The 16421-nt window shown below is 66.2% G+C and carries 19 protein-coding genes; 5 read left to right on the forward strand and 14 right to left on the reverse strand.

Features of this window, described 5'->3' with window-relative positions; genetic code table 11:
- The 3 genes from ACFRJ8_RS08095 to ACFRJ8_RS08105 form a co-directional block, all read right to left on the reverse strand.
- Positions 1 to 284 (reverse strand): ATP-binding cassette domain-containing protein (locus tag ACFRJ8_RS08095; protein WP_377985599.1); only part of this gene is annotated, 284 nt, incomplete at its 3' end.
- 19 nt (positions 285 to 303) lie between these two features.
- Complete coding sequence (locus ACFRJ8_RS08100; protein ID WP_377985600.1) at positions 304 to 1353, reverse strand: ABC transporter permease; 1050 nt, start codon at positions 1351 to 1353, stop codon at positions 304 to 306.
- Between the two features lie 53 nt (positions 1354 to 1406).
- A complete protein-coding gene (locus ACFRJ8_RS08105; RefSeq protein ID WP_377985601.1) occupies positions 1407 to 2402 on the reverse strand; it encodes a substrate-binding domain-containing protein in 996 nt (331 codons plus the stop codon).
- 248 nt (positions 2403 to 2650) lie between these two features.
- Here ACFRJ8_RS08105 and ACFRJ8_RS08110 point away from each other — a divergent pair, with 248 nt between their 5' ends.
- Positions 2651 to 3562, forward strand: coding sequence for a sugar phosphate isomerase/epimerase family protein (locus tag ACFRJ8_RS08110; RefSeq protein WP_377985602.1), 912 nt, complete (start codon positions 2651 to 2653; stop codon positions 3560 to 3562).
- 248 nt (positions 3563 to 3810) lie between these two features.
- Here the strand turns inward: ACFRJ8_RS08110 and ACFRJ8_RS08115 are convergent, their stop codons facing one another.
- The 4 genes from ACFRJ8_RS08115 to ACFRJ8_RS08130 all read right to left on the reverse strand — a co-directional run bounded on the left by ACFRJ8_RS08115 (position 3811) and on the right by ACFRJ8_RS08130 (position 8107).
- Positions 3811 to 5292, reverse strand: a complete 1482-nt coding sequence (locus tag ACFRJ8_RS08115; protein ID WP_377985603.1) for a purine-cytosine permease family protein — start codon at positions 5290 to 5292, stop codon at positions 3811 to 3813.
- A 226-nt stretch (positions 5293 to 5518) separates the two neighbouring features.
- On the reverse strand, positions 5519 to 6295 hold the full coding sequence (locus ACFRJ8_RS08120; protein WP_377985604.1) for a DUF4386 family protein: 777 nt from the start codon (positions 6293 to 6295) through the stop codon (positions 5519 to 5521).
- A 270-nt stretch (positions 6296 to 6565) separates the two neighbouring features.
- Positions 6566 to 7462: an SDR family oxidoreductase gene (locus ACFRJ8_RS08125; RefSeq protein WP_377985605.1), complete on the reverse strand. Its 897-nt coding sequence runs from the start codon at positions 7460 to 7462 to the stop codon at positions 6566 to 6568.
- Between the two features lie 39 nt (positions 7463 to 7501).
- On the reverse strand, positions 7502 to 8107 hold the full coding sequence (locus ACFRJ8_RS08130; protein WP_377985606.1) for a DUF1992 domain-containing protein: 606 nt from the start codon (positions 8105 to 8107) through the stop codon (positions 7502 to 7504).
- Positions 8108 to 8357: 250 nt separating this feature from the next.
- Here ACFRJ8_RS08130 and ACFRJ8_RS08135 point away from each other — a divergent pair, with 250 nt between their 5' ends.
- A complete protein-coding gene (locus ACFRJ8_RS08135) occupies positions 8358 to 8591 on the forward strand; it encodes a hypothetical protein (RefSeq protein ID WP_377985607.1) in 234 nt (77 codons plus the stop codon).
- A 150-nt stretch (positions 8592 to 8741) separates the two neighbouring features.
- Here ACFRJ8_RS08135 and ACFRJ8_RS08140 read toward each other — a convergent pair whose 3' ends face one another.
- Complete coding sequence (locus ACFRJ8_RS08140) at positions 8742 to 9680, reverse strand: MBL fold metallo-hydrolase (RefSeq protein WP_377985608.1); 939 nt, start codon at positions 9678 to 9680, stop codon at positions 8742 to 8744.
- Positions 9681 to 10105: 425 nt separating this feature from the next.
- Here ACFRJ8_RS08140 and ACFRJ8_RS08145 point away from each other — a divergent pair, with 425 nt between their 5' ends.
- Positions 10106 to 10348, forward strand: coding sequence for a hypothetical protein (locus tag ACFRJ8_RS08145; protein WP_377985609.1), 243 nt, complete (start codon positions 10106 to 10108; stop codon positions 10346 to 10348).
- A gap of 417 nt (positions 10349 to 10765) precedes the next feature.
- Here ACFRJ8_RS08145 and ACFRJ8_RS08150 read toward each other — a convergent pair whose 3' ends face one another.
- Together ACFRJ8_RS08150 and ACFRJ8_RS08155 are read right to left on the reverse strand one after the other, a co-directional pair.
- Entirely contained in the window at positions 10766 to 11305 is a 540-nt protein-coding gene (locus ACFRJ8_RS08150) for a DinB family protein (RefSeq protein ID WP_377985610.1), read from the reverse strand.
- A gap of 226 nt (positions 11306 to 11531) precedes the next feature.
- On the reverse strand, positions 11532 to 12227 hold the full coding sequence (locus ACFRJ8_RS08155; RefSeq protein WP_377985611.1) for a DUF2306 domain-containing protein: 696 nt from the start codon (positions 12225 to 12227) through the stop codon (positions 11532 to 11534).
- Between the two features lie 132 nt (positions 12228 to 12359).
- Here ACFRJ8_RS08155 and ACFRJ8_RS08160 point away from each other — a divergent pair, with 132 nt between their 5' ends.
- Positions 12360 to 13070: a TetR/AcrR family transcriptional regulator gene (locus ACFRJ8_RS08160; RefSeq protein WP_377985612.1), complete on the forward strand. Its 711-nt coding sequence runs from the start codon at positions 12360 to 12362 to the stop codon at positions 13068 to 13070.
- A 54-nt stretch (positions 13071 to 13124) separates the two neighbouring features.
- On the opposite strand, the gene ACFRJ8_RS08165 is transcribed toward ACFRJ8_RS08160, so the two are convergent.
- The 3 genes from ACFRJ8_RS08165 to ACFRJ8_RS08175 all read right to left on the reverse strand — a co-directional run bounded on the left by ACFRJ8_RS08165 (position 13125) and on the right by ACFRJ8_RS08175 (position 14933).
- Entirely contained in the window at positions 13125 to 13913 is a 789-nt protein-coding gene (locus ACFRJ8_RS08165) for an alpha/beta fold hydrolase (RefSeq protein ID WP_377985613.1), read from the reverse strand.
- 90 nt (positions 13914 to 14003) lie between these two features.
- Positions 14004 to 14501 carry an SRPBCC domain-containing protein gene (locus ACFRJ8_RS08170; RefSeq protein WP_377985614.1) on the reverse strand — a complete coding sequence of 166 codons (498 nt, stop codon included), beginning with the start codon at positions 14499 to 14501 and terminating at the stop codon, positions 14004 to 14006.
- 18 nt (positions 14502 to 14519) lie between these two features.
- Positions 14520 to 14933 (reverse strand): ArsR/SmtB family transcription factor, encoded by a 414-nt coding sequence (locus tag ACFRJ8_RS08175; RefSeq protein WP_377985615.1) that lies wholly within the window; start codon positions 14931 to 14933, stop codon positions 14520 to 14522.
- A 299-nt stretch (positions 14934 to 15232) separates the two neighbouring features.
- Between ACFRJ8_RS08175 and ACFRJ8_RS08180 the strand changes: the two genes are divergently transcribed.
- Entirely contained in the window at positions 15233 to 15805 is a 573-nt protein-coding gene (locus tag ACFRJ8_RS08180) for an MOSC domain-containing protein (RefSeq protein WP_377985616.1), read from the forward strand.
- A 136-nt stretch (positions 15806 to 15941) separates the two neighbouring features.
- Here the strand turns inward: ACFRJ8_RS08180 and ACFRJ8_RS08185 are convergent, their stop codons facing one another.
- Positions 15942 to 16373 (reverse strand): SRPBCC domain-containing protein, encoded by a 432-nt coding sequence (locus ACFRJ8_RS08185; protein WP_377985617.1) that lies wholly within the window; start codon positions 16371 to 16373, stop codon positions 15942 to 15944.
- Between the last annotated feature and the right edge of the window lie 48 nt (positions 16374 to 16421).

Genomic DNA, 16421 nt, shown 5'->3' on the forward strand with positions numbered 1-16421 from the left:
GGCGAGCTGAATTTGCGTTCCTCGCCCATGATGTTCAGCACCCCGGCGTCGTGCTGGTGCAGGCCGGCGATGATCTTGATCAGCGTGGACTTGCCCGCGCCGTTATCGCCCAGGACGCAGGTGACGCGGCCGTTGTCCACGGCCATGGTGACATCGGACAGGGCGATGATGTTGCCGTAGTGCTTGCCGACCCCGTCCAGGGAGAGCAGGTGCACCGGGGTGTGGGTGAGCGGGTCTTTTTCGTTCTGCAGCAGGGTCTGCTGGTCGATCTCTTTGGCGTTCATGGTTCTCTCCGGGCCCCTTCTATTTCAGTTCCGCGCGGCGCTTGACGATGAGGTTGACGATGGTGGCCAGCAGCAGCATCAGGCCCAGGAAGAACTTGAACCAGTCCGGGTTCCACTGCGCGTAGACGATGCCCTTGTTGGCCATCCCGAAGATGAACGCGCCGATCGCGCCGCCGATCGCCGAGCCGTACCCGCCGGTCAGCAGGCAGCCGCCGATCACCGCGGCGATGATGTAGAGGAACTCGTTGCCCACGCCCTCACCGGACTGCACGGTGTCGAAGGCGAAGAGGTTGTGCATGCCCAGGATCCAGGCGCAGAACCCCACGGCCATGAACAACCCGATCTTGGTGGCCCTGACCGGCACGCCCACGGCGCGGGCCGCGTTCGCGTCCCCGCCCACGGCGAAGATCCAGTTCCCCACCCGGGTCCGCATCAGCACCCAGGTGGCCACCGCGACCAGCGCGAACCAGATGAACACCGTGATCTTCACATCCACCCCGCCGATGGTGATGGAGGACGCGAAGACCGCCCGGGCCGAGTCGAAACCGTCCATGTTCGAGATCGACGGGGAGGACACCGAGCCGCCGATCAACCGGGTCAGGCCCAGGTTCAGGCCGGTCAGCATCAGGAACGTCGCCAGGGTCACGATGAAGGACGGCAGCTTGGTCTTGATCAGGATCCAGCCGTTGATGAAACCGATCGACAAGGACACCAGCAGGGCCAGGCCGACACCGACCCAGACGTTCGTGCCGAAGTTCCAGCTGAACAGCGACGCCGTCAGCGCCGAGGTGATCACCGCGACACCGGTGGAAAGATCGAACTCCCCGCCGATCATCAGCAACGACACCCCCACCGCCATGATCCCGATCGTGGAGGAACCGTACAGGATGGTGGCCAGGGCACCGGGCTGGGTAAACGTCGGGGACACCAACGCGAAGAAAATGAAGAGGACGATCGCGCCCACCAGGGCACCGACCTCGGGACGCCCCAAAAGCTTCTGGAACGGACTGCGCTTGGCGACGCGCTCATCGGGCGCCGCTGACTCTGTCTTGGTCTGGGTGATAGTCATGATAAGTCTCCTTGCCGCCGGGCCGGCGCGGGGCCGGCCCGGCCAGCGGGCTGTTAGCGGATACCCTGCTCGGCGAACTTCAGGACATCGGCTGAGTTGTTCTTGTCGATGACAGCAGGGCCCGTGTAGACCTGCTGGCCGCCGCCGACCTTGAAGCCGCCCACCTTGTTCAGCCAGATCGAGTCAACGCTGCCGTAGCCCTGCAGGTACGGCTGCTGATCCACCGTGAATTCCACAGATCCGTCGTCGATGGCCTTGGCCAGCTCACCGTTGAGGTCAAAGGAGGCAACCTTGACCTTGCTTCCGGACTCCTTGACGGCTTTGACAATCGTCAGCGTGAAGGGGGCCCCGAGGCCGATAATGGCGTCGGCATCCGGGGTGGACTGGAGCTTCGCGCTGACCGTGGAGGAAACTGACGTCATGTCCGCGCCGTTGACGTTGAGGATCTCCGTTCCGGGGACGTTCTCCTTGACGCCAGCACAGCGGTTCTCAAGGCCCACGTGGCCCTGCTCCTGGATCACGCAGATGGGGTGCTTGATGCCCTCGGAAGCGAGCCGCTGTCCGACCGTGACGCCGGCGAGCTTGTCGCTCTGCCCGAAGTGGGTGAAGGCACCGAGGGCTTTGGACTGGTCTTCACCGGCGTTCATGCTGACCACGGGGATGCCTGCGTCCACGGCCTTCTTCACAACGTCTTTGAGGGCTTCGGGCTTGGCGAGCGTGACCACAATGCCGTCCACCTTCTGGTCGATGGCCTGCTGCACGAGCTGGGCCTGGCGGCCGCCTTCAGCGTCACCGCTGTAGAGCAGGTCGACGTTGTCCTTCTTCGCAGCGGTTTCGGCGCCTTTCCTCACGATGTCCCAGAACGTGTCGCCTGCGGCGGCGTGGGTGACCATCGCAATCTTGATGCGGGGGGTGTCGACGGCTTGGCCGCCTCCCCCGCCGGTACTTGCCGTTTCGGTCTTGCCGCCACTGCTTGAGCATGCCGCCAACGCCAGAAGCGGAACGACGGCGAGCGCAGTAACGCCCCGACGCCAGGTGAACTTTGCCACGAGAAATCTCCTTTGATTCGCGCTTTATCGGCCTTCGGAACGCTTCTGTCTCATGCCGCGGCATGGAGGGAAAACGGAGGCCGTCAGTTGGTGAACGATTGTGATCCACCTCTCACAGTGGAACGTTCCAACTCTAAGACGAGGGAAATCCAAATGTCAATGGAACGTTCCATCGATGTGTGGTTTCATACTTATATCGCCCTGACCGCTTCCAGCGGCCGTCCCGGATTTTGCTTCAAAGGAGAAGAATGGCCCACACACCTGCTCCGGAACTCGTCGCCTCCTGCTGGACCAGTGCCGGTAATGTTGCCCCGCTGCAAAGCCCCGAGACCAGCCCCGTGGCGATTGCCGACCGCATCGAAGCCATCGCCGGCACGGGATGGTCAGGCTTCGGGCTCGCCCATGACGATCTGGCCGACGCACGCTCCACGCTGGGTTTTCCAGCCTTGCGGAGCCTGATCGACGACGCCGGCCTCCGCTACGTTGAAGTTGAACTTCTCAGCGGCTGGTGGGACGAGAGCCTCTCCCACCAGTGGCGGGCCCAGTTCGACCTTCTCCTGGAGGCTGCCGGGACACTCGGCGCCAGATTCATCAAGGTCGGAACAGCTTTCGGGAAGCCCTTGGATGAGCTCGACTTTCTGGTGAAACCCCTCCGCCGCCTGACAGCTGAAGCCGCTCTTCGGGGGACGCGCATTGCTCTGGAACCAATGCCGTTCTCGATGGTCGGAACGGTCCCGGCGGCGGCTGATCTCATGCGAAAAGTAGACATGCCCGGATGCGGCTTGGTGGTTGACTTCTGGCACGTCTTCCGCGCCGGAACCACCCTGGACGAGTTGGCCGCCAGCCTCGACGCTCCTCAGGTTTTCGGAGTGGAGCTCAACGATGCAGACGCAGAAACCAGGGGAACTCTGTTCGAAGACACACGCGACAATCGCCGCCTCTGCGGACAGGGGGACCAGGATGTTGCCGGGTTCATCAAGACACTGAAGTCCATTGGTTTCAACGGTCCCTGGGGTGTGGAAATCCTGTCCGAGGAACATCGCGCACTTCCTGTTCGGGAGGCACTGCAGGCGGCCTACGCCACGGCATTGGCCTGCTTTCCTGCGAGCCCGCCCCTGGGCATAGCGGTTCCCGGTAAGAACGCCGACGTGGCGCGGTAACGCAGTCTCAGCAGGGGGGACCCGGCGAAAAATATGCTGCATCTGCAGGCCGAGCGGTTCCCGGTTGTGGGTGAGATTGCCGAAACCCGTCTCCATGACGACTCTGGCCGAGGTCGCCGGAGACCTGCGGGCTCGCCGGAACTTTCCGGCGACTGGGCACGTTTCCGGCGACTTCGGTCGCGGGCCCACTCCACGAACGTGACCGGGTGGTCGTTCGCGCGTCCTCTCACCCTTCAGTGCGTTCCGGTTCAGGACACCGGGCTGCTCTGAAGCGGTTCGCCCGCCGGGGCAGCGGCAATCGGGCCGGCGTCGGCCGGATAGATCATGTGCGCCGGTGCGTTCGAGTTTCGCTTGGCCAGCGGATAAAACACGAGGGCGGTGACCACCAGGCCAACCAGCCAGGAGATGTCGGCGCCGCCGAGCATCTTGGTCATCGGTCCCGTGTAGAGAGTCTGGGCAAGGAACGGAATCTGGACGAGAATGCCGACGGCGTAGGAGAAGAGCGCGGTCTTGTTCCACCGCCCGTACCGTCCATCAGGATCGTACAGCGCCGGGATGTCCACCTTTTCCTTCGAGACGAGGTAGTAGTCCACGAGGTTGATCGAGCTCCACGGGATGAAAACCATGAGCAGGAGCAGGACGAAGTTCTTGAAGTTGGCGATGAAGTCCGGCGAGGCCAGTACCGCGATGAGGACGGAGAGCCCGATGAAGGCGACCACGTAGACCAACCGGGTCCGTGACGGTGCCGTCGATTTGCGCGTGAACGCTGTTACAGAGGTCAGCATCGTCATGTATCCGCCGTAGGCGTTGAGGGTGTTGACGGTCAGTTTGCCAGTCACGATCACCAGGTAAATGACGACGGCGATCAGCCCGCCGCCGCTGAGGTTGCCGAGGAAGGCCACCTGACCGTCGAGGAACCGCTGGCCCTTGGGCAGCGCCAAGGCAGCAAACAGGGCGCCGAGGGTCATGGACCACTGTGATCCAAGCACCGTGCCAAAGAATGCGGCCAGGAACGTTCGGCGTGGCGCGGTGTCCGCCGGCAGGTAACGGGAGTAGTCGGCGACGTACGGGCCGTAAGTCAGCTGCCAGCCAGCGCCGAGGGAGACGGCCAGGAGGAACGTGGGGAATTCGAAGCTGCCGGAGCTGAGCAGTGCGCCGACGTCCTGGCTGGCCAGGAGCCTGATGCCCAGGTAGGTGAAGCCTAGGACGCCGACGACGGTCGAGATCCGGCCCATCAGGTGGATGTACTTGTAGCCCAGGGTCGCCACCAGCACAGTCAAGGCCCCGAAGATGACCATGCCCACGGCCGGCGTTCCAGTGTGTGTGATCTGCTCTACGGCCTGCCCCGCCAGGACAGTTCCGGTGGCCGCGAAGCCCAGGTACATGATGATGACCAACACCAGGGGGATCACGGCGCCCAGGACACCAAACTGCGCACGGCTGGAGATCATCTGCGGGAGACCCAGCTTGGGTCCCTGGGCCGCGTGCAGCGCCATCACGGCTCCGCCGAGGACGTTGCCGACCAGCAGTCCGAGGATCGCCCACAGGGCATCGGCGCCGAATAGCACCGCCAGCGCTCCGTCCACGATTGCCGTGATCTGCATGTTCGCGCCGAACCATAGGGTGAATTGCTGCGCCGGTGACCCGTGGCGTTCGTGTTCCGGGACGAAGTCGATGGAGCGGCGCTCGACGCGCGGCTCTGCTGTTCCCGTTCTGGTGGTGGCCTGCATGACTGTTCCTCACATTGAGAATGGATCCTGACGAAGTCGTGATTACATCTGAGCACGGCGCGTGAGCTGCATCACGGCAAAGATTGATTCTCCGTCCGGGATTTCAGACTAGGGTCCTAACCCTGCGGCCTACCCGGCGCGCCACTTCGCCGGAAACCCTCGAGTTCGCCGGAACGTTCCGGCGAGCCCGCAGCGTTCCGGCGACTTCGGCTGGGTGCGGGGCCTGCTACGCGCCTCTCCTGTCGCGGGCCGCCGCGTCCTTCCCGAACCAGGCGCTGACCAGCAGCCACACGGACCACACCAGGATCAAGACAATCCCGGCCAGTATGGGAATGGTGTTCGCCGCGGAGAAGCCTTCGACCCCGACGATCCAGCCCTGGGCAACGTACGCCAGCCCGGAGAGCGCCATGAGATAGCCGATCAGTCTGGAGACCCGGCGTGCCCCGACAATCACGGCACCGGTCAGGAGCAGGGCCGCGCCCAGCACGAAGCTCTGGTAGCTGCGCATGCCCCACTCGAGCCATCGGATGCCCTCGGCGGTCGCAAACCGGGCGGATTTCTCCGGTTCCGGGGCGGCAGCCCAGGCGTCCACGGCGTGCTTGAGGGCAACGCCGTCGACGGCCTGGAGCGAGGCATACAGGGCCAGCGCGGCGCCCGCCGCCGCAACGCCAAACCGCGCCGCCCAGGCCATGGCCCCCTCCGGCGCTTTCAGGACCACCAGCAGGACCAGCAGCCCTGAGATGAGGAGCGCCATGCCAGCGAACTGGCCCAGGTGGACCGCCGTCCAGATGCCGCTGCGGGCATACTCCGCGAACGTGGCCCGGTGGTCGTTCGCGCTGGCGGTGTCGGCATGGAACAGCCCAGCAATCACCGACACGGCGAAGCCGGCAAACGCCAGCGTGGCGGCAAGGCGCACCGGCGCGCGCAGTGATGAAAGCGGTTCCGGTCCAGCCGACGCGCCTGGCCGCGGGGTGTTGCCGTCCTGTGACTCGAACTTATTCATGGGCGCCGCCCGCCTCGTGCCGACGCGCAGGTGCGCAATACCCGCGCCTAAGCGCAGGCTACGCCGATCGCGCCGGCGAAGCCACGGACCTTGGATGGCATTTGGCGGCCGCATGTGCCGGCCACCGGGACCACCCGATGCGCGAATTCGCCGGAGACCTGCGGGCTCGCCGGAACTTTCCGGCGACTGGACAGGTTTCCGGCGACTTCGGCCGCGCGGGGCCGTGCAGCCCGCGGCGTGCGACCCGCGGCACCCTTCAGAAGCGCGCCGTCAGTGGCCAAGCCCGACTGCGAAACGCGCGACTGCGTCTTCCGGAGTTGGCGCGGGACCGAAGACTTCTGTCTGGCGGCTCGTGTTCGCCACGTATCGGCCGGTTTCGAACCAGGCCGCCATAGCTCCCATGTCCCACATACGCGAGCCGGACTTTCCTGAAATCTTGCCTATCCTGAGGAGCAGTCCGGTGGGAAGGGAGAGCACCCTAATTTTCTTATCCGCCAGCCGCGACGCCAGTTCAGCGCCTTCACGCATGCTGATGGGGCGCGTCCAGCCGAGATCGATGCGTTCGCCGTCGGCGATGTCGGCGTCAACGGCTTCGGCAAGGTATCTCGCGAGGTCGCTGGTCAGAATGAACGTCAGTGGGACGTTTTTGGAGCCGAGCCAGATGATCCGACCCTTCTCGAAGGGATCACCGCCAAGCCGGGCGATCTGGTCGAAAAATGCTCCGGGCCGCAGCGCGACGAACGGGACGCCGAGCTCTTCGAGCTTGTCCTCGGTGAGCTTCTTGTGCCAAAAATGTGGCACGCCGGGTGTCTGGTCACTCGTGAGGATGCTAGTGAGCACGAAGCGCGGCACCCCGGCCTTGCTGGCAGCGATGGCGAGATTGGCGTTGCCACGCGTGTCGATCTCGTCGGCGTTCTTGTTCTTGCCGGTGTAGCCGGCCGCGGTCGAGATTACCGCCGCGGTACCGGTCATCGCGACGACGAGCGAATCGAGGTCGAGCATATCGCCGCGGGCAATCTCGACGCCCTTGGCCTCAAGTTTGCCGGCGTCCGAGGCCGGGCGCACAAGGGCGCGCACCTTTTTGCCGCGGGCAAGGAGCCGGTCGACCACCTGGCCGCCGAGCCATCCCGTTGCACCGACCACCAGGACAGGTTCCTGTTCAGACATTGACTTCTCCTCGATTAACGGCCCCGCCCTTGGCAGCGCCTAGCCAGCCCCGTTCCACAGCCGCCGCCACCAGGACCGCTTCGGTTCCGGTTCCGGCAGGGCAGCGGCGGCGGCCGCATCCCTGCGCCCCCGCCAGCGCTCCAGTTCGACGTCGACGTCCCGGGTCTTGGTGATCACGGGCGGCCCGCCCTGGAGCTGCCGCCGGGCATCAATGACCCGGGCGTTGAAGTCCTCCACGATCTCGCGCACCTGCTTTTCACTGAACTGGGCATCGAGACGGGCATCAAGCTCGGCGTCCTCGGTGCGGAGCAGGATCGCCTTCGGGCCCAGGCCGGAGATGTTCTCCCGCTGGATCAGGCCCTTGACCCACCAGTCGGGGTCATACGCCTCGCCCAGCCCGGGAATGGGTTTGCCGGCGTACTTGAGGTTGTCGAACTTGCCCTGCGCCATGGCATCCCTGATCAGGTACTCGGCCTTGGCGGCGTCGTCGATCTTGGCGCGCTTTTGCCGGAGCTCTTCCTCGGCGGCGTTGAGCGCGTCGTTCTCCTGGGCGGTGCTGCCCGAGGCGCGCACCGCGCGGAGTTCCGCGGCACGCTCCACCCGGCGCCGGAACGCACTGCCGGAACCGTCTACCCCGCTGCTCATCAGTCGCCACCGTCCTCACCTGCCGGAATCGCGGATCTGCTTTCCAGTATGCGGAACAGCGGGGCGGTGGCAAAAGGTCCGTTCGGCGGTGTCGCCCCGGGGCCCGGCCAGCATGCGCACCCTCGACGAGACGGGATCCTTACACTCCCGTAACCCCGCGTTAACCCGCCCGTGCGAAGCTGGGGACTTCTGGTAAAACTAAGCACCCTTCCCTTCCTTTCTGCACCGCAGATCCCAAGGAGTTGCAGCCGTGAACAGCCAAAACCGCAGCGCGTCCGGAAACTCCCAACAAACCAGCGTCGAGCAAGCTGCACAGGAACAGAGCAGCACACACGTCACGCATGTCCGCGAAGACGTGGCCATGGCCGGACGGTGCGCCAACGTCCACTTGCCCACCGGGCGCACCTGCACCTTGCCCGTGCGCCACCCGGGCTCGTGCAACTTCGTCGGGCCCCAGGATGCGGAAGACGTCGCAGTCCACTAAACACGGGGCACTAGAACACAGGCACTAGACCGCAGGGCACAAAATCAAACCGGCGCCAATGCAGGTTTGCGCAAGGATTCCGGTGTCCGGCCGCGGCGTCACTGCGGGGGCGTCGAGAGTCAAAGACTTCGGTGGGACGTGGCTGCCGCCTCAGCCCCCTTCGAGGCAGAGGATGAAGCCGGGAAACACGTGCCGGCCGGGGCGTTCGCCCACCTCGTCGATGGCCCGGCGGATTTCCCGGAGCTGCCCGACGGTCATTTGCAGCGGTGGTTCGTCGGGCTGGTATGTGGTGAAGACCGGATAGTCGACGCCGGAGTCCCGCGACATTTCGATGTGGCAGCCCAGGACGTGCGTGACGGGGTGGGTGCTGCAGAACCCGATCAGCCGGTCGACGGTGCGGACAAACGCGGGCCAGTCCTGGATATACAGCCGGCCGGGGTAGACCGTGTCTCCGGTGAGGAGAAACCCGGTGTGGGGATCGTAGAACGTGACCGCCGCGTTGTGGTGCCCCGGGCTGGGCCAGCACTGCAGGACGCGTCCGCCCAGATCCACCTGCGCCGGCAGGGCGGTGCCGCCAACCCCGCCAGACCCGTCGCCGTCGTCGCCGGTATTGGCGGAAGCGCCGGGAGCGCCGGCAAAGCCGAAGAATTCCCAAGCACTATCCCGGTCGGCATCCACCACAACGGTGCCGGGGCGGCCAGCGAACTGGGAGTCCCCCGCAACATGGTCCCCGTGCGGATGGGTGTGCAGGACAAGGAGCTGGTAGCCGGGGCGGGGATGCGCGACCAGCCATGCGTCCAGGAGGCCGTCGATAACCTGGCGCAGCGGGAAGAAGTCCGCAGATGCGGTGGCGCCGGTATCGATGAGCACGGCCCGGTCGTTGCCGAACAGCAGGAACATGAACGGCGCCTCATAGTTGACCGCCATGTTCTGACGCAGGATGAACGTGTGCTCGTCGTAGGCATGGACCTGAATGTCCGGGTCCGTGTTGTGCTTCGCGGATTCCGAACCGTGGATCCAGGAAACGTCAAGATCACCGGAACGGGGGTGGCCTGCGGTGAAGTCGATCAGTTCCGGGGGCGTCTCCATGCGTTCTCCTGTGTGCGTCGGCGCCGGTGGCGGGTTGTGGCGGACGTCGGTCTGCAATGATGCACCAACACTCCATGATGACCGGTTTCCGACGGCGCCGGCGCGAGCCACACGTTGCGAGTGGGCAGTTCGCGGCTGGGGCTTACACCGCGACGCTCTGGGCGGCCGGATCGGCGTCGGGTTCCGGATCGGGAACGGCGGCCTTCCATGTCCCGGTGAGCGGAATGCCGTCATCGCACGCCTCGGCCCGGCCGCCCACCTCGCGAGAATTCCCGATCGCGGATGCGCCGGGGGGCAGGCTAACGCTTCGCGCGGATCGCCGGAAGGGCCAATAGCCTTTTCGCAAGCTATTCCCAATGTGCCGTGATTACTTTGTATGCATAACCGGGATTCGGCTCTCGTCTGCCTTCAAAGGAGCATTGGCGATGGAAAAGGAAAGGTCACACGACGTTGTGGATCTGGGAATGGCACTTCTCACCACGTTTGTCCACAATGACGCACAGGGATACACGGCGATGACTAGAGACCTTCCGGGGGGTGATTCCGAGGCTATTGCCGGGCTCGGCAGGGTAGGCGAACTGCTGGTCGGCATAATCGCCGAGATGCTGGGGGCGTCCAAGGAAGAATCTGTGCACCGGATTGCGGCGGCCCTTGCTGGTGCTGACTGAATCCGCGGACCGCTGCCCGGATCCTCACTGATCCCCGGATCGACTCCGGACTCCAAGAAGCGACCAACAGGGCGGCGACGATCCGCCCGCGTGGAGTTTCGCCGGGAAAGGTCCGTTGCCCACAAACGCATTTGCATGTTCCTGGTTGCGCTATCAGTCCTGGTTGTCATTCGGTGTCCATGACCGCCAAGACTGACAGCGCAACCGGTGGTTGGAGGGGTGCTTAGACGGACGACCACACGACGTCGGACGCGTGCCGGCGATGCGGCAGCGCTGACCAGCCGCGCATCCGCCCCAGCCCGGCCGCATACTCTCGCCGCATCGCCGCCTATCCCCCGGTCCCTGACCGGACGTCTACCCCCGTCTCGCCGCCTATCCCCCCGGTCCCTGACCGGACGTCTACCCCCGTCTCGCCGTCTACTCCCCCGTCTCGCCGTCTAGGGCCTCGCGGAGGAGGTCGGCGTGGCCGTTGTGCCGGGCATACTCTTCGATCATGTGGCACAGGATCCACCGCAGGCTCGGTGCCGAACCGTCTTGCCACGGGCGCCTGGCCAGCTGGTCCAGGCCGCCGCCGGCCAAGGCTTCCGCGACGCGGATCCGGGACCGATCCACGGCGTCCTGCCACAATGCACGCAGCTGGTCCGGGGTGTCCCCGGCGGCGGAATGCCATTCCCAGTCCGGGTCGGCCTTCCAATCCACGGTGTCGAACGGCGCCTCCCGGTCCCTCGCGTGCAGGGAATGGGAAAACCATGCGCTCTCCACGTAGGCCATGTGCTTCAGCATCCCGCCCAGCGTCATCGATGAGGCGGCGGTGGTGGCCCCGAATCCGGCGGCGTCCAGTCCGGCGCACTTCCACGCCAGCGTGGCCCGCTGAAAGTCCAGGAAGCCCAAGAGGGTCGCGGTTTCGTCGCCTGCCAGAGGAGGTTCCGGGCGGCCCTGATCGTCAACAATTGTCATGCGCGTGAGTCTAGCGGCGCGGCACCGGGCGGCTCCGTGGCGCGCCGATGCAGTCCACCCGGCTGCCCGCCCAGCCCCACAGCCCCGCCCAGCCTCGAATTCGCCGGAAATTCTCCGTTTCGCCGGAAGATTCCGGCGAGCCCGCACGCTTCCGGCGACTTCGACGGCGGGCGCGGGGGCGACGGGTGGGCGGGGGCGCCGGCGACGGGCGCGGGCGCGGCCGCACCTAGCCCGGCGTGACAGCCCCCGCCACGGCCGCCCGCACGGACCGCCTGGCGCGACGGCGGATGACGTACTCGGCCACCGCAACGTTGAGCACCCAGGCCGCCCCCAGGAGCACTGCCCTGGTCGGCTCGTCGGGCGGGCCCACCAGAAGGATCCACGGCAGACCCGTCAGCGCCTGCGTTCCCGCGGCGACGCCGATCGCGTAGCCCCGTGTCATCCACGCGCCGTGCTGCACAAAGTCCCGGCGCACAATCGCGGCGATTCCCAGGACGATGCTCGCCGCCATCGCCGAGCCGAAGACCAGCCGCAGGACGAAGAGCGCGGGCCCGTCGCCGGGCGGCAGCGGATAAAAGAGCGTCATCCACAAACCGGACAGGGCGGCCAGCAGGCCTGCCGGCGCCAGGATGCGGCCGGCCACCCGGTGCCAGCCGCGGCGTCCCCGCAGTGCGGGGAGGAATTGGAACGCCCCGAGCAGGCTGTAGATGGTGACGCTGACAATGTGCGTCACTACGGGGACGGGCGAGGCGAAGAACCGGGCGTTCTGGGCCGTGACGACGGCGCCCCCGGTCAGTTCCGTCAGCCGCGCCGCACCCGCGATCACCGGGATGAGGCTGAGAAGGATCAATCCGGCGGGCACGGGCCACTGCGGGCGGCGGCGGACACGGGGCACGGGGGCACTGCTGGCTCGAATTGTCACGGCGGTCCTTGGCTGGGAGGGCTGACGGCGGTAAATGCATGCGCCGTGGTGTACGGCGTACACCTGATGCGGCCAACGCTAGGTGTACGGCGTACACTTGTCAATAGAAATCCGTCACAGGGAGGTAGCCGGATGACCCAGCAAGCCGAACGCACGCGCAGGATTCCGTTGAGCCGTGCGCGTGTCCTGACTGCCGCCGTCGCGCTGGCCGATGACATGGGGATCGAGGCGCTGAGCATGCGGCGGCTGGCGCAGGAACTCGGCGTCGTGCCGATGGCGCTCTACAAGCACGTGGCCAACAAGGAGGAACTCCTCGACGGCATGGTGGACGCCCTTGTCAGCGAGATCGATCCTCCCGTCCGCGATGCCGGCTGGAAGGACGTCGTGCGCCTGCGGGTGCTCTCGGCGCGGCGGGCACTCCTGCTGCACCCATGGGGCCGGCAGGTATTGGAGTCACGCACCAACCAGACACCGGCCGTCCTTGGCTACATGGACTCGTTCATCGGCATGTTCCTGGCCGGCGGCTTCTCCGTGGACCTGACCCATCACGTTATGCATGCCCTCGGCAGCCGCATGTGGGGCTTCACCCAGGAGCTGTTCGACGACTCCGCCGGCGGGGGCACGGAGGCGCCGCCAGCCCTGCCGCCTGAGTCACAGGCCGCGATGTTCCGGGAGATGGCCGAACGGTATCCGAACATCCTGAAGGTCACCACCGCTTCCGTGCACACGGGCTCTGCGGTGGGACGGGGCTGCGATGACCAGTTCGAGTTCGAGTTCGCCCTCGACCTGCTCCTGGACGGCTTTGAGCGGCTTCACCGCGAGCACTGGACCTCTGCCCCGTAGATCCTCTACGGGGCAAAGGCTCCGACGCCGGCACGGTCCTCTCCGCCGACGGAACTAGTCCTCCAGGAACCGCAGCAGGTACGGGACGGCGGTCCGCATGGCCCGCAGGTCGCCGCCGCTGGCGGCCAACTCGCCAAGGTAGTCGCCGTGGCCGCCGGGCACGATCATCAGGCGCGCTCCCGGAATGACGTGGGACATGCGCACGGCATGTTCCGCACTGACGACGTCGCGGTCCGCGCTCAGCACCAGGGTGCGGGCCGTGATGCGGCGCAGGTCCTCGTCCGGCCAGCCGGAGAAGGTCAAGATCCGCTGGCGGTCCAGCTCGAACATTCGCTCGAGGTGCCCGGGCTCCGGGTTGAGCCGGCGGTCGGCGTCCTTGTACGCCTCCGGCATGTCATCGAGGGTGGCCTTCGCCATGCCTTCCCAGAACTCGTCGGCCACCGCGTCGCGGCTGACGAAGGTAGAGGCGGCGATCAGGCACCGCACGTACGACGGATGCCGCATGGCCAGCGTCAGCGCGGTGTGGCCTCCGGCGCTGAACCCGAGCACGTCCACGGAATTTACGTTGAGCGCATCCAGTACGGCTTTGACGTCCTCGGCCGAGTCTTCGGCGGTGAGCGGCCGGCCGGTGGCCGCGGTCCGGCCGTGGCCTTCCTCGTCGACGGCGATCACCTGGCGGCTCTCGGCCAGCAGCGCCGGGATGAGCCCGGCGAAGCTGGTCTCGATGGTGGAGCCTCCGCCGGGGATCAGGAGCAGCGGGGGCTGGTCGGCCAGCGCGTGGCCATGGACCTCGTAGTACATGCGGAGGTCGCCGTTCGCCGCGTAACCGTGCGTGAATGCCACAGGGCATGGTACCGCCGCGCGGGCCGGGCTGAACAGGGGCTTTGCGAACGACGGCGGGAACCTCCCGCCGTCGTCCGCTTGCGTCGCAGGTCAGGCGTTGACGGACTCGGCGAGGATCGCGTCGACCTGGCCCAGCGCCTCCCTCATGCCCTCTTCCATGCCCATGGCGACAATCTTCTCCATCTGTTCCTCCGCCTCGAACGTGGACAGGATGGTCATTCGGGTGCGGTCGCCGATGGGCTCCAGCGTCACAACACCGTGGATGGTGCCCATGTCCGCCACGGGGTCGCCGTTGTCATCCGCGAAGCCGTCGTCGAACTCAAGGCGGTGCGGCGCGTCAATGGCCGTGAACCGCCACCAGCCCCGGGCCTTCTCCCCCTCGGGCCCCGTCATGAAGTAGCTGGCCGCGCCGCCGGGGACAAACTCGTGCTTCTCGAAGGTGGCCGGCCATGTGGGCGGCCCCCACCAGCGCTCGAGCAGGCGCGGGTCTTCCCAGATTTGCCAGACGCGCCCGACTCCGGCGTCGAACTCGGCGACCACGGTGAGGCTCAGCGCCTCAAGATTCTTGACTGAACTGATAACCGTCATGACGAACCCTTCCTATCCTTAGGCTTTGTTGCGTTGCGTGTTCCTGGTTTCCTTGTTGCCTGTCTGTGTCTTGTCAGGTTCTGTGGTGGCTGTTTCGGCGAGAAGGTCTGCGATCCGGTCCGCCCGCTGCCGCCAGATGACCTCGTACTCGTCGAGCAGCCGGCGGGCCCGCTGCAGTCCGTCGTGATTGGCCCGCACAATCTGCTCCCTTCCCCGCCTCTCCTTGGAGACAAGGGAAGCGCGCTCCAGCACCGCCACATGCTTCTGGACGGCCGCGAAACTCATGGTGTAGAGGGCAGCGAGCCCCGAGACCGAGTACTCGCCAACAGTCACGCGCCGCACGATGTCCCGGCGGGTCGTATCGGCGAACGCCTGGAACAGGCGGTCGAGTTCTTCGTCGCTGAGCTGGGCCCGGAGCTGATCTACAACCATTTGGTTGTAGAATAGTCCGGCCGTTCGGAGGTGTCAATGGGTGTCCTGAGGTCCGCTTCACGGCCCAGTTCGCCACGTTCGCCATGCCTCCCCCGCCGAGTTCGCCGGAAAGTCGCGGGCTCGCCGGAACTTCCCGGCGAACCCGCACGGGTCCGGCGACTTCGCGCATGGTGCCGGGCCGCGCCGCGCTCTGCCCTCGGCCCCGCCATCGCCGCCGCACCCTGCCGCACCCGGACGGCACCGCCACGCCTGTAACCATCGGGGTGCCAGGGCCCCGGAATGACGGGTAGTTTTAGGGGATGACGGCAAGCTACAGGTACGACGTCGAGGTCCTCCACCTCCTCGTGTCCCCGGCACACGCCTACTTCGGCCGCGCACGCGATGGTGCAGCCCAAGTCCCCACCACAGACGCGGACCGGGTGGAGCTGGTGGCCGGCAAGGGCATCGTCGGAGACCGGTTCTTCGGCAAGGCCGCGCACATGGACGCCGCCGTCACCCTGCTTTCGATTGAGGCCCTTGAAGCGATGGCCGAGGAGCTGGGAGCAGCGCCCTTCGACCCGCTCCTGACGCGGCGCAATGTGGTCCTTAGGGGCGCGCACCTCGCTCCCCTGCTCGGCCATGACTTCGCGCTCGAATCAAGGGGCGACATGGTCCGGCTCCGGGCCGGACGGCCTGCCCATCCGTGCGCCTGGATGGATCGGATGCTGGCCCCGGGCGCGCACGCCGCCATGCGCGGACGGGGAGGCGTGCGCTGCCAGCCGCTCTCAAGCGGTCCGCTGAGCCGCGGACCGGCCGTGCTTGTGAGCCCCGTGCCGCTCGACCCGGGACAGGCAGGCATCGCCACACTGCTGCGCCCGTCGCGGCTGCCTTAGCCAACAGGCGCTGCTGTGGCCGACAGGCTTCGCGGCAGCCCGGACGAGTGGCAGCAGCAGTCACCGGCACCCGAACCGGATATTCCCGCCCGGCTTCGAACCTGGGCTATTCCCGCCCTAATTCTTCTTGCTCTGACTATTGCCGTTCGGCGATTGCTTTCACGCTCTTCACCAGGCTGTCCCACATGCCCTTCGAGTGCTCGGCCTCCTCGGCACTTGCATTGTTGTCCTGCGAAAGCGTGAATTCTGTGGCGCCGGAGTGGTCCTCGAGCGTCCAGGTGAGCGTGTGGTAGTTCTCGGGCACATCCTCCTGCCCGCTCAGCGGGCTGAAGTGCGTGACGACGAGCCGCCGGCCGGGTTCGAACTCCAGGACGCGGCCCCTGTCCTCGTACGCCTTGCCGTCCCAGACGCCGCGCCACACGATGGGGCCGCCGACGGTCCAGTCGGTCACCACATCGGTGCCGAACATGAACTCCTTGATGGCCGCAGGGGCGGTGAGCACGGACCACACGCGTCCCGCGGGCGCCTTGATGGTGATGGTCGACGTCGCTACATACTTCCCGGTCATAGCTTTCCCTTCCGCCGGAAACGGCTTCTCCCGGAATCGATTAGCGCC

Origin of the sequence: Arthrobacter sp. NPDC056886 (assembly GCF_042788715.1) — a bacterium.
GTDB lineage: Bacteria > Actinomycetota > Actinomycetes > Actinomycetales > Micrococcaceae > Arthrobacter.

Coding starts and splice junctions, on each gene's coding strand:
- ACFRJ8_RS08125 (WP_377985605.1), bottom strand. CDS start 7,462: ATGTCTGAACAGGAACCTGTCCTGGTGGTCGGTGCAACGGGATGGCTC.
- ACFRJ8_RS08170 (WP_377985614.1), bottom strand. CDS start 14,501: ATGACGGTTATCAGTTCAGTCAAGAATCTTGAGGCGCTGAGCCTCACC.
- ACFRJ8_RS08130 (WP_377985606.1), bottom strand. CDS start 8,107: ATGAGCAGCGGGGTAGACGGTTCCGGCAGTGCGTTCCGGCGCCGGGTG.
- ACFRJ8_RS08180 (WP_377985616.1), top strand. CDS start 15,233: ATGACGGCAAGCTACAGGTACGACGTCGAGGTCCTCCACCTCCTCGTG.
- ACFRJ8_RS08160 (WP_377985612.1), top strand. CDS start 12,360: ATGACCCAGCAAGCCGAACGCACGCGCAGGATTCCGTTGAGCCGTGCG.
- ACFRJ8_RS08100 (WP_377985600.1), bottom strand. CDS start 1,353: ATGACTATCACCCAGACCAAGACAGAGTCAGCGGCGCCCGATGAGCGC.
- ACFRJ8_RS08110 (WP_377985602.1), top strand. CDS start 2,651: ATGGCCCACACACCTGCTCCGGAACTCGTCGCCTCCTGCTGGACCAGT.
- ACFRJ8_RS08150 (WP_377985610.1), bottom strand. CDS start 11,305: ATGACAATTGTTGACGATCAGGGCCGCCCGGAACCTCCTCTGGCAGGC.
- ACFRJ8_RS08140 (WP_377985608.1), bottom strand. CDS start 9,680: ATGGAGACGCCCCCGGAACTGATCGACTTCACCGCAGGCCACCCCCGT.
- ACFRJ8_RS08145 (WP_377985609.1), top strand. CDS start 10,106: ATGGAAAAGGAAAGGTCACACGACGTTGTGGATCTGGGAATGGCACTT.
- ACFRJ8_RS08175 (WP_377985615.1), bottom strand. CDS start 14,933: ATGGTTGTAGATCAGCTCCGGGCCCAGCTCAGCGACGAAGAACTCGAC.
- ACFRJ8_RS08120 (WP_377985604.1), bottom strand. CDS start 6,295: ATGAATAAGTTCGAGTCACAGGACGGCAACACCCCGCGGCCAGGCGCG.
- ACFRJ8_RS08115 (WP_377985603.1), bottom strand. CDS start 5,292: ATGCAGGCCACCACCAGAACGGGAACAGCAGAGCCGCGCGTCGAGCGC.
- ACFRJ8_RS08185 (WP_377985617.1), bottom strand. CDS start 16,373: ATGACCGGGAAGTATGTAGCGACGTCGACCATCACCATCAAGGCGCCC.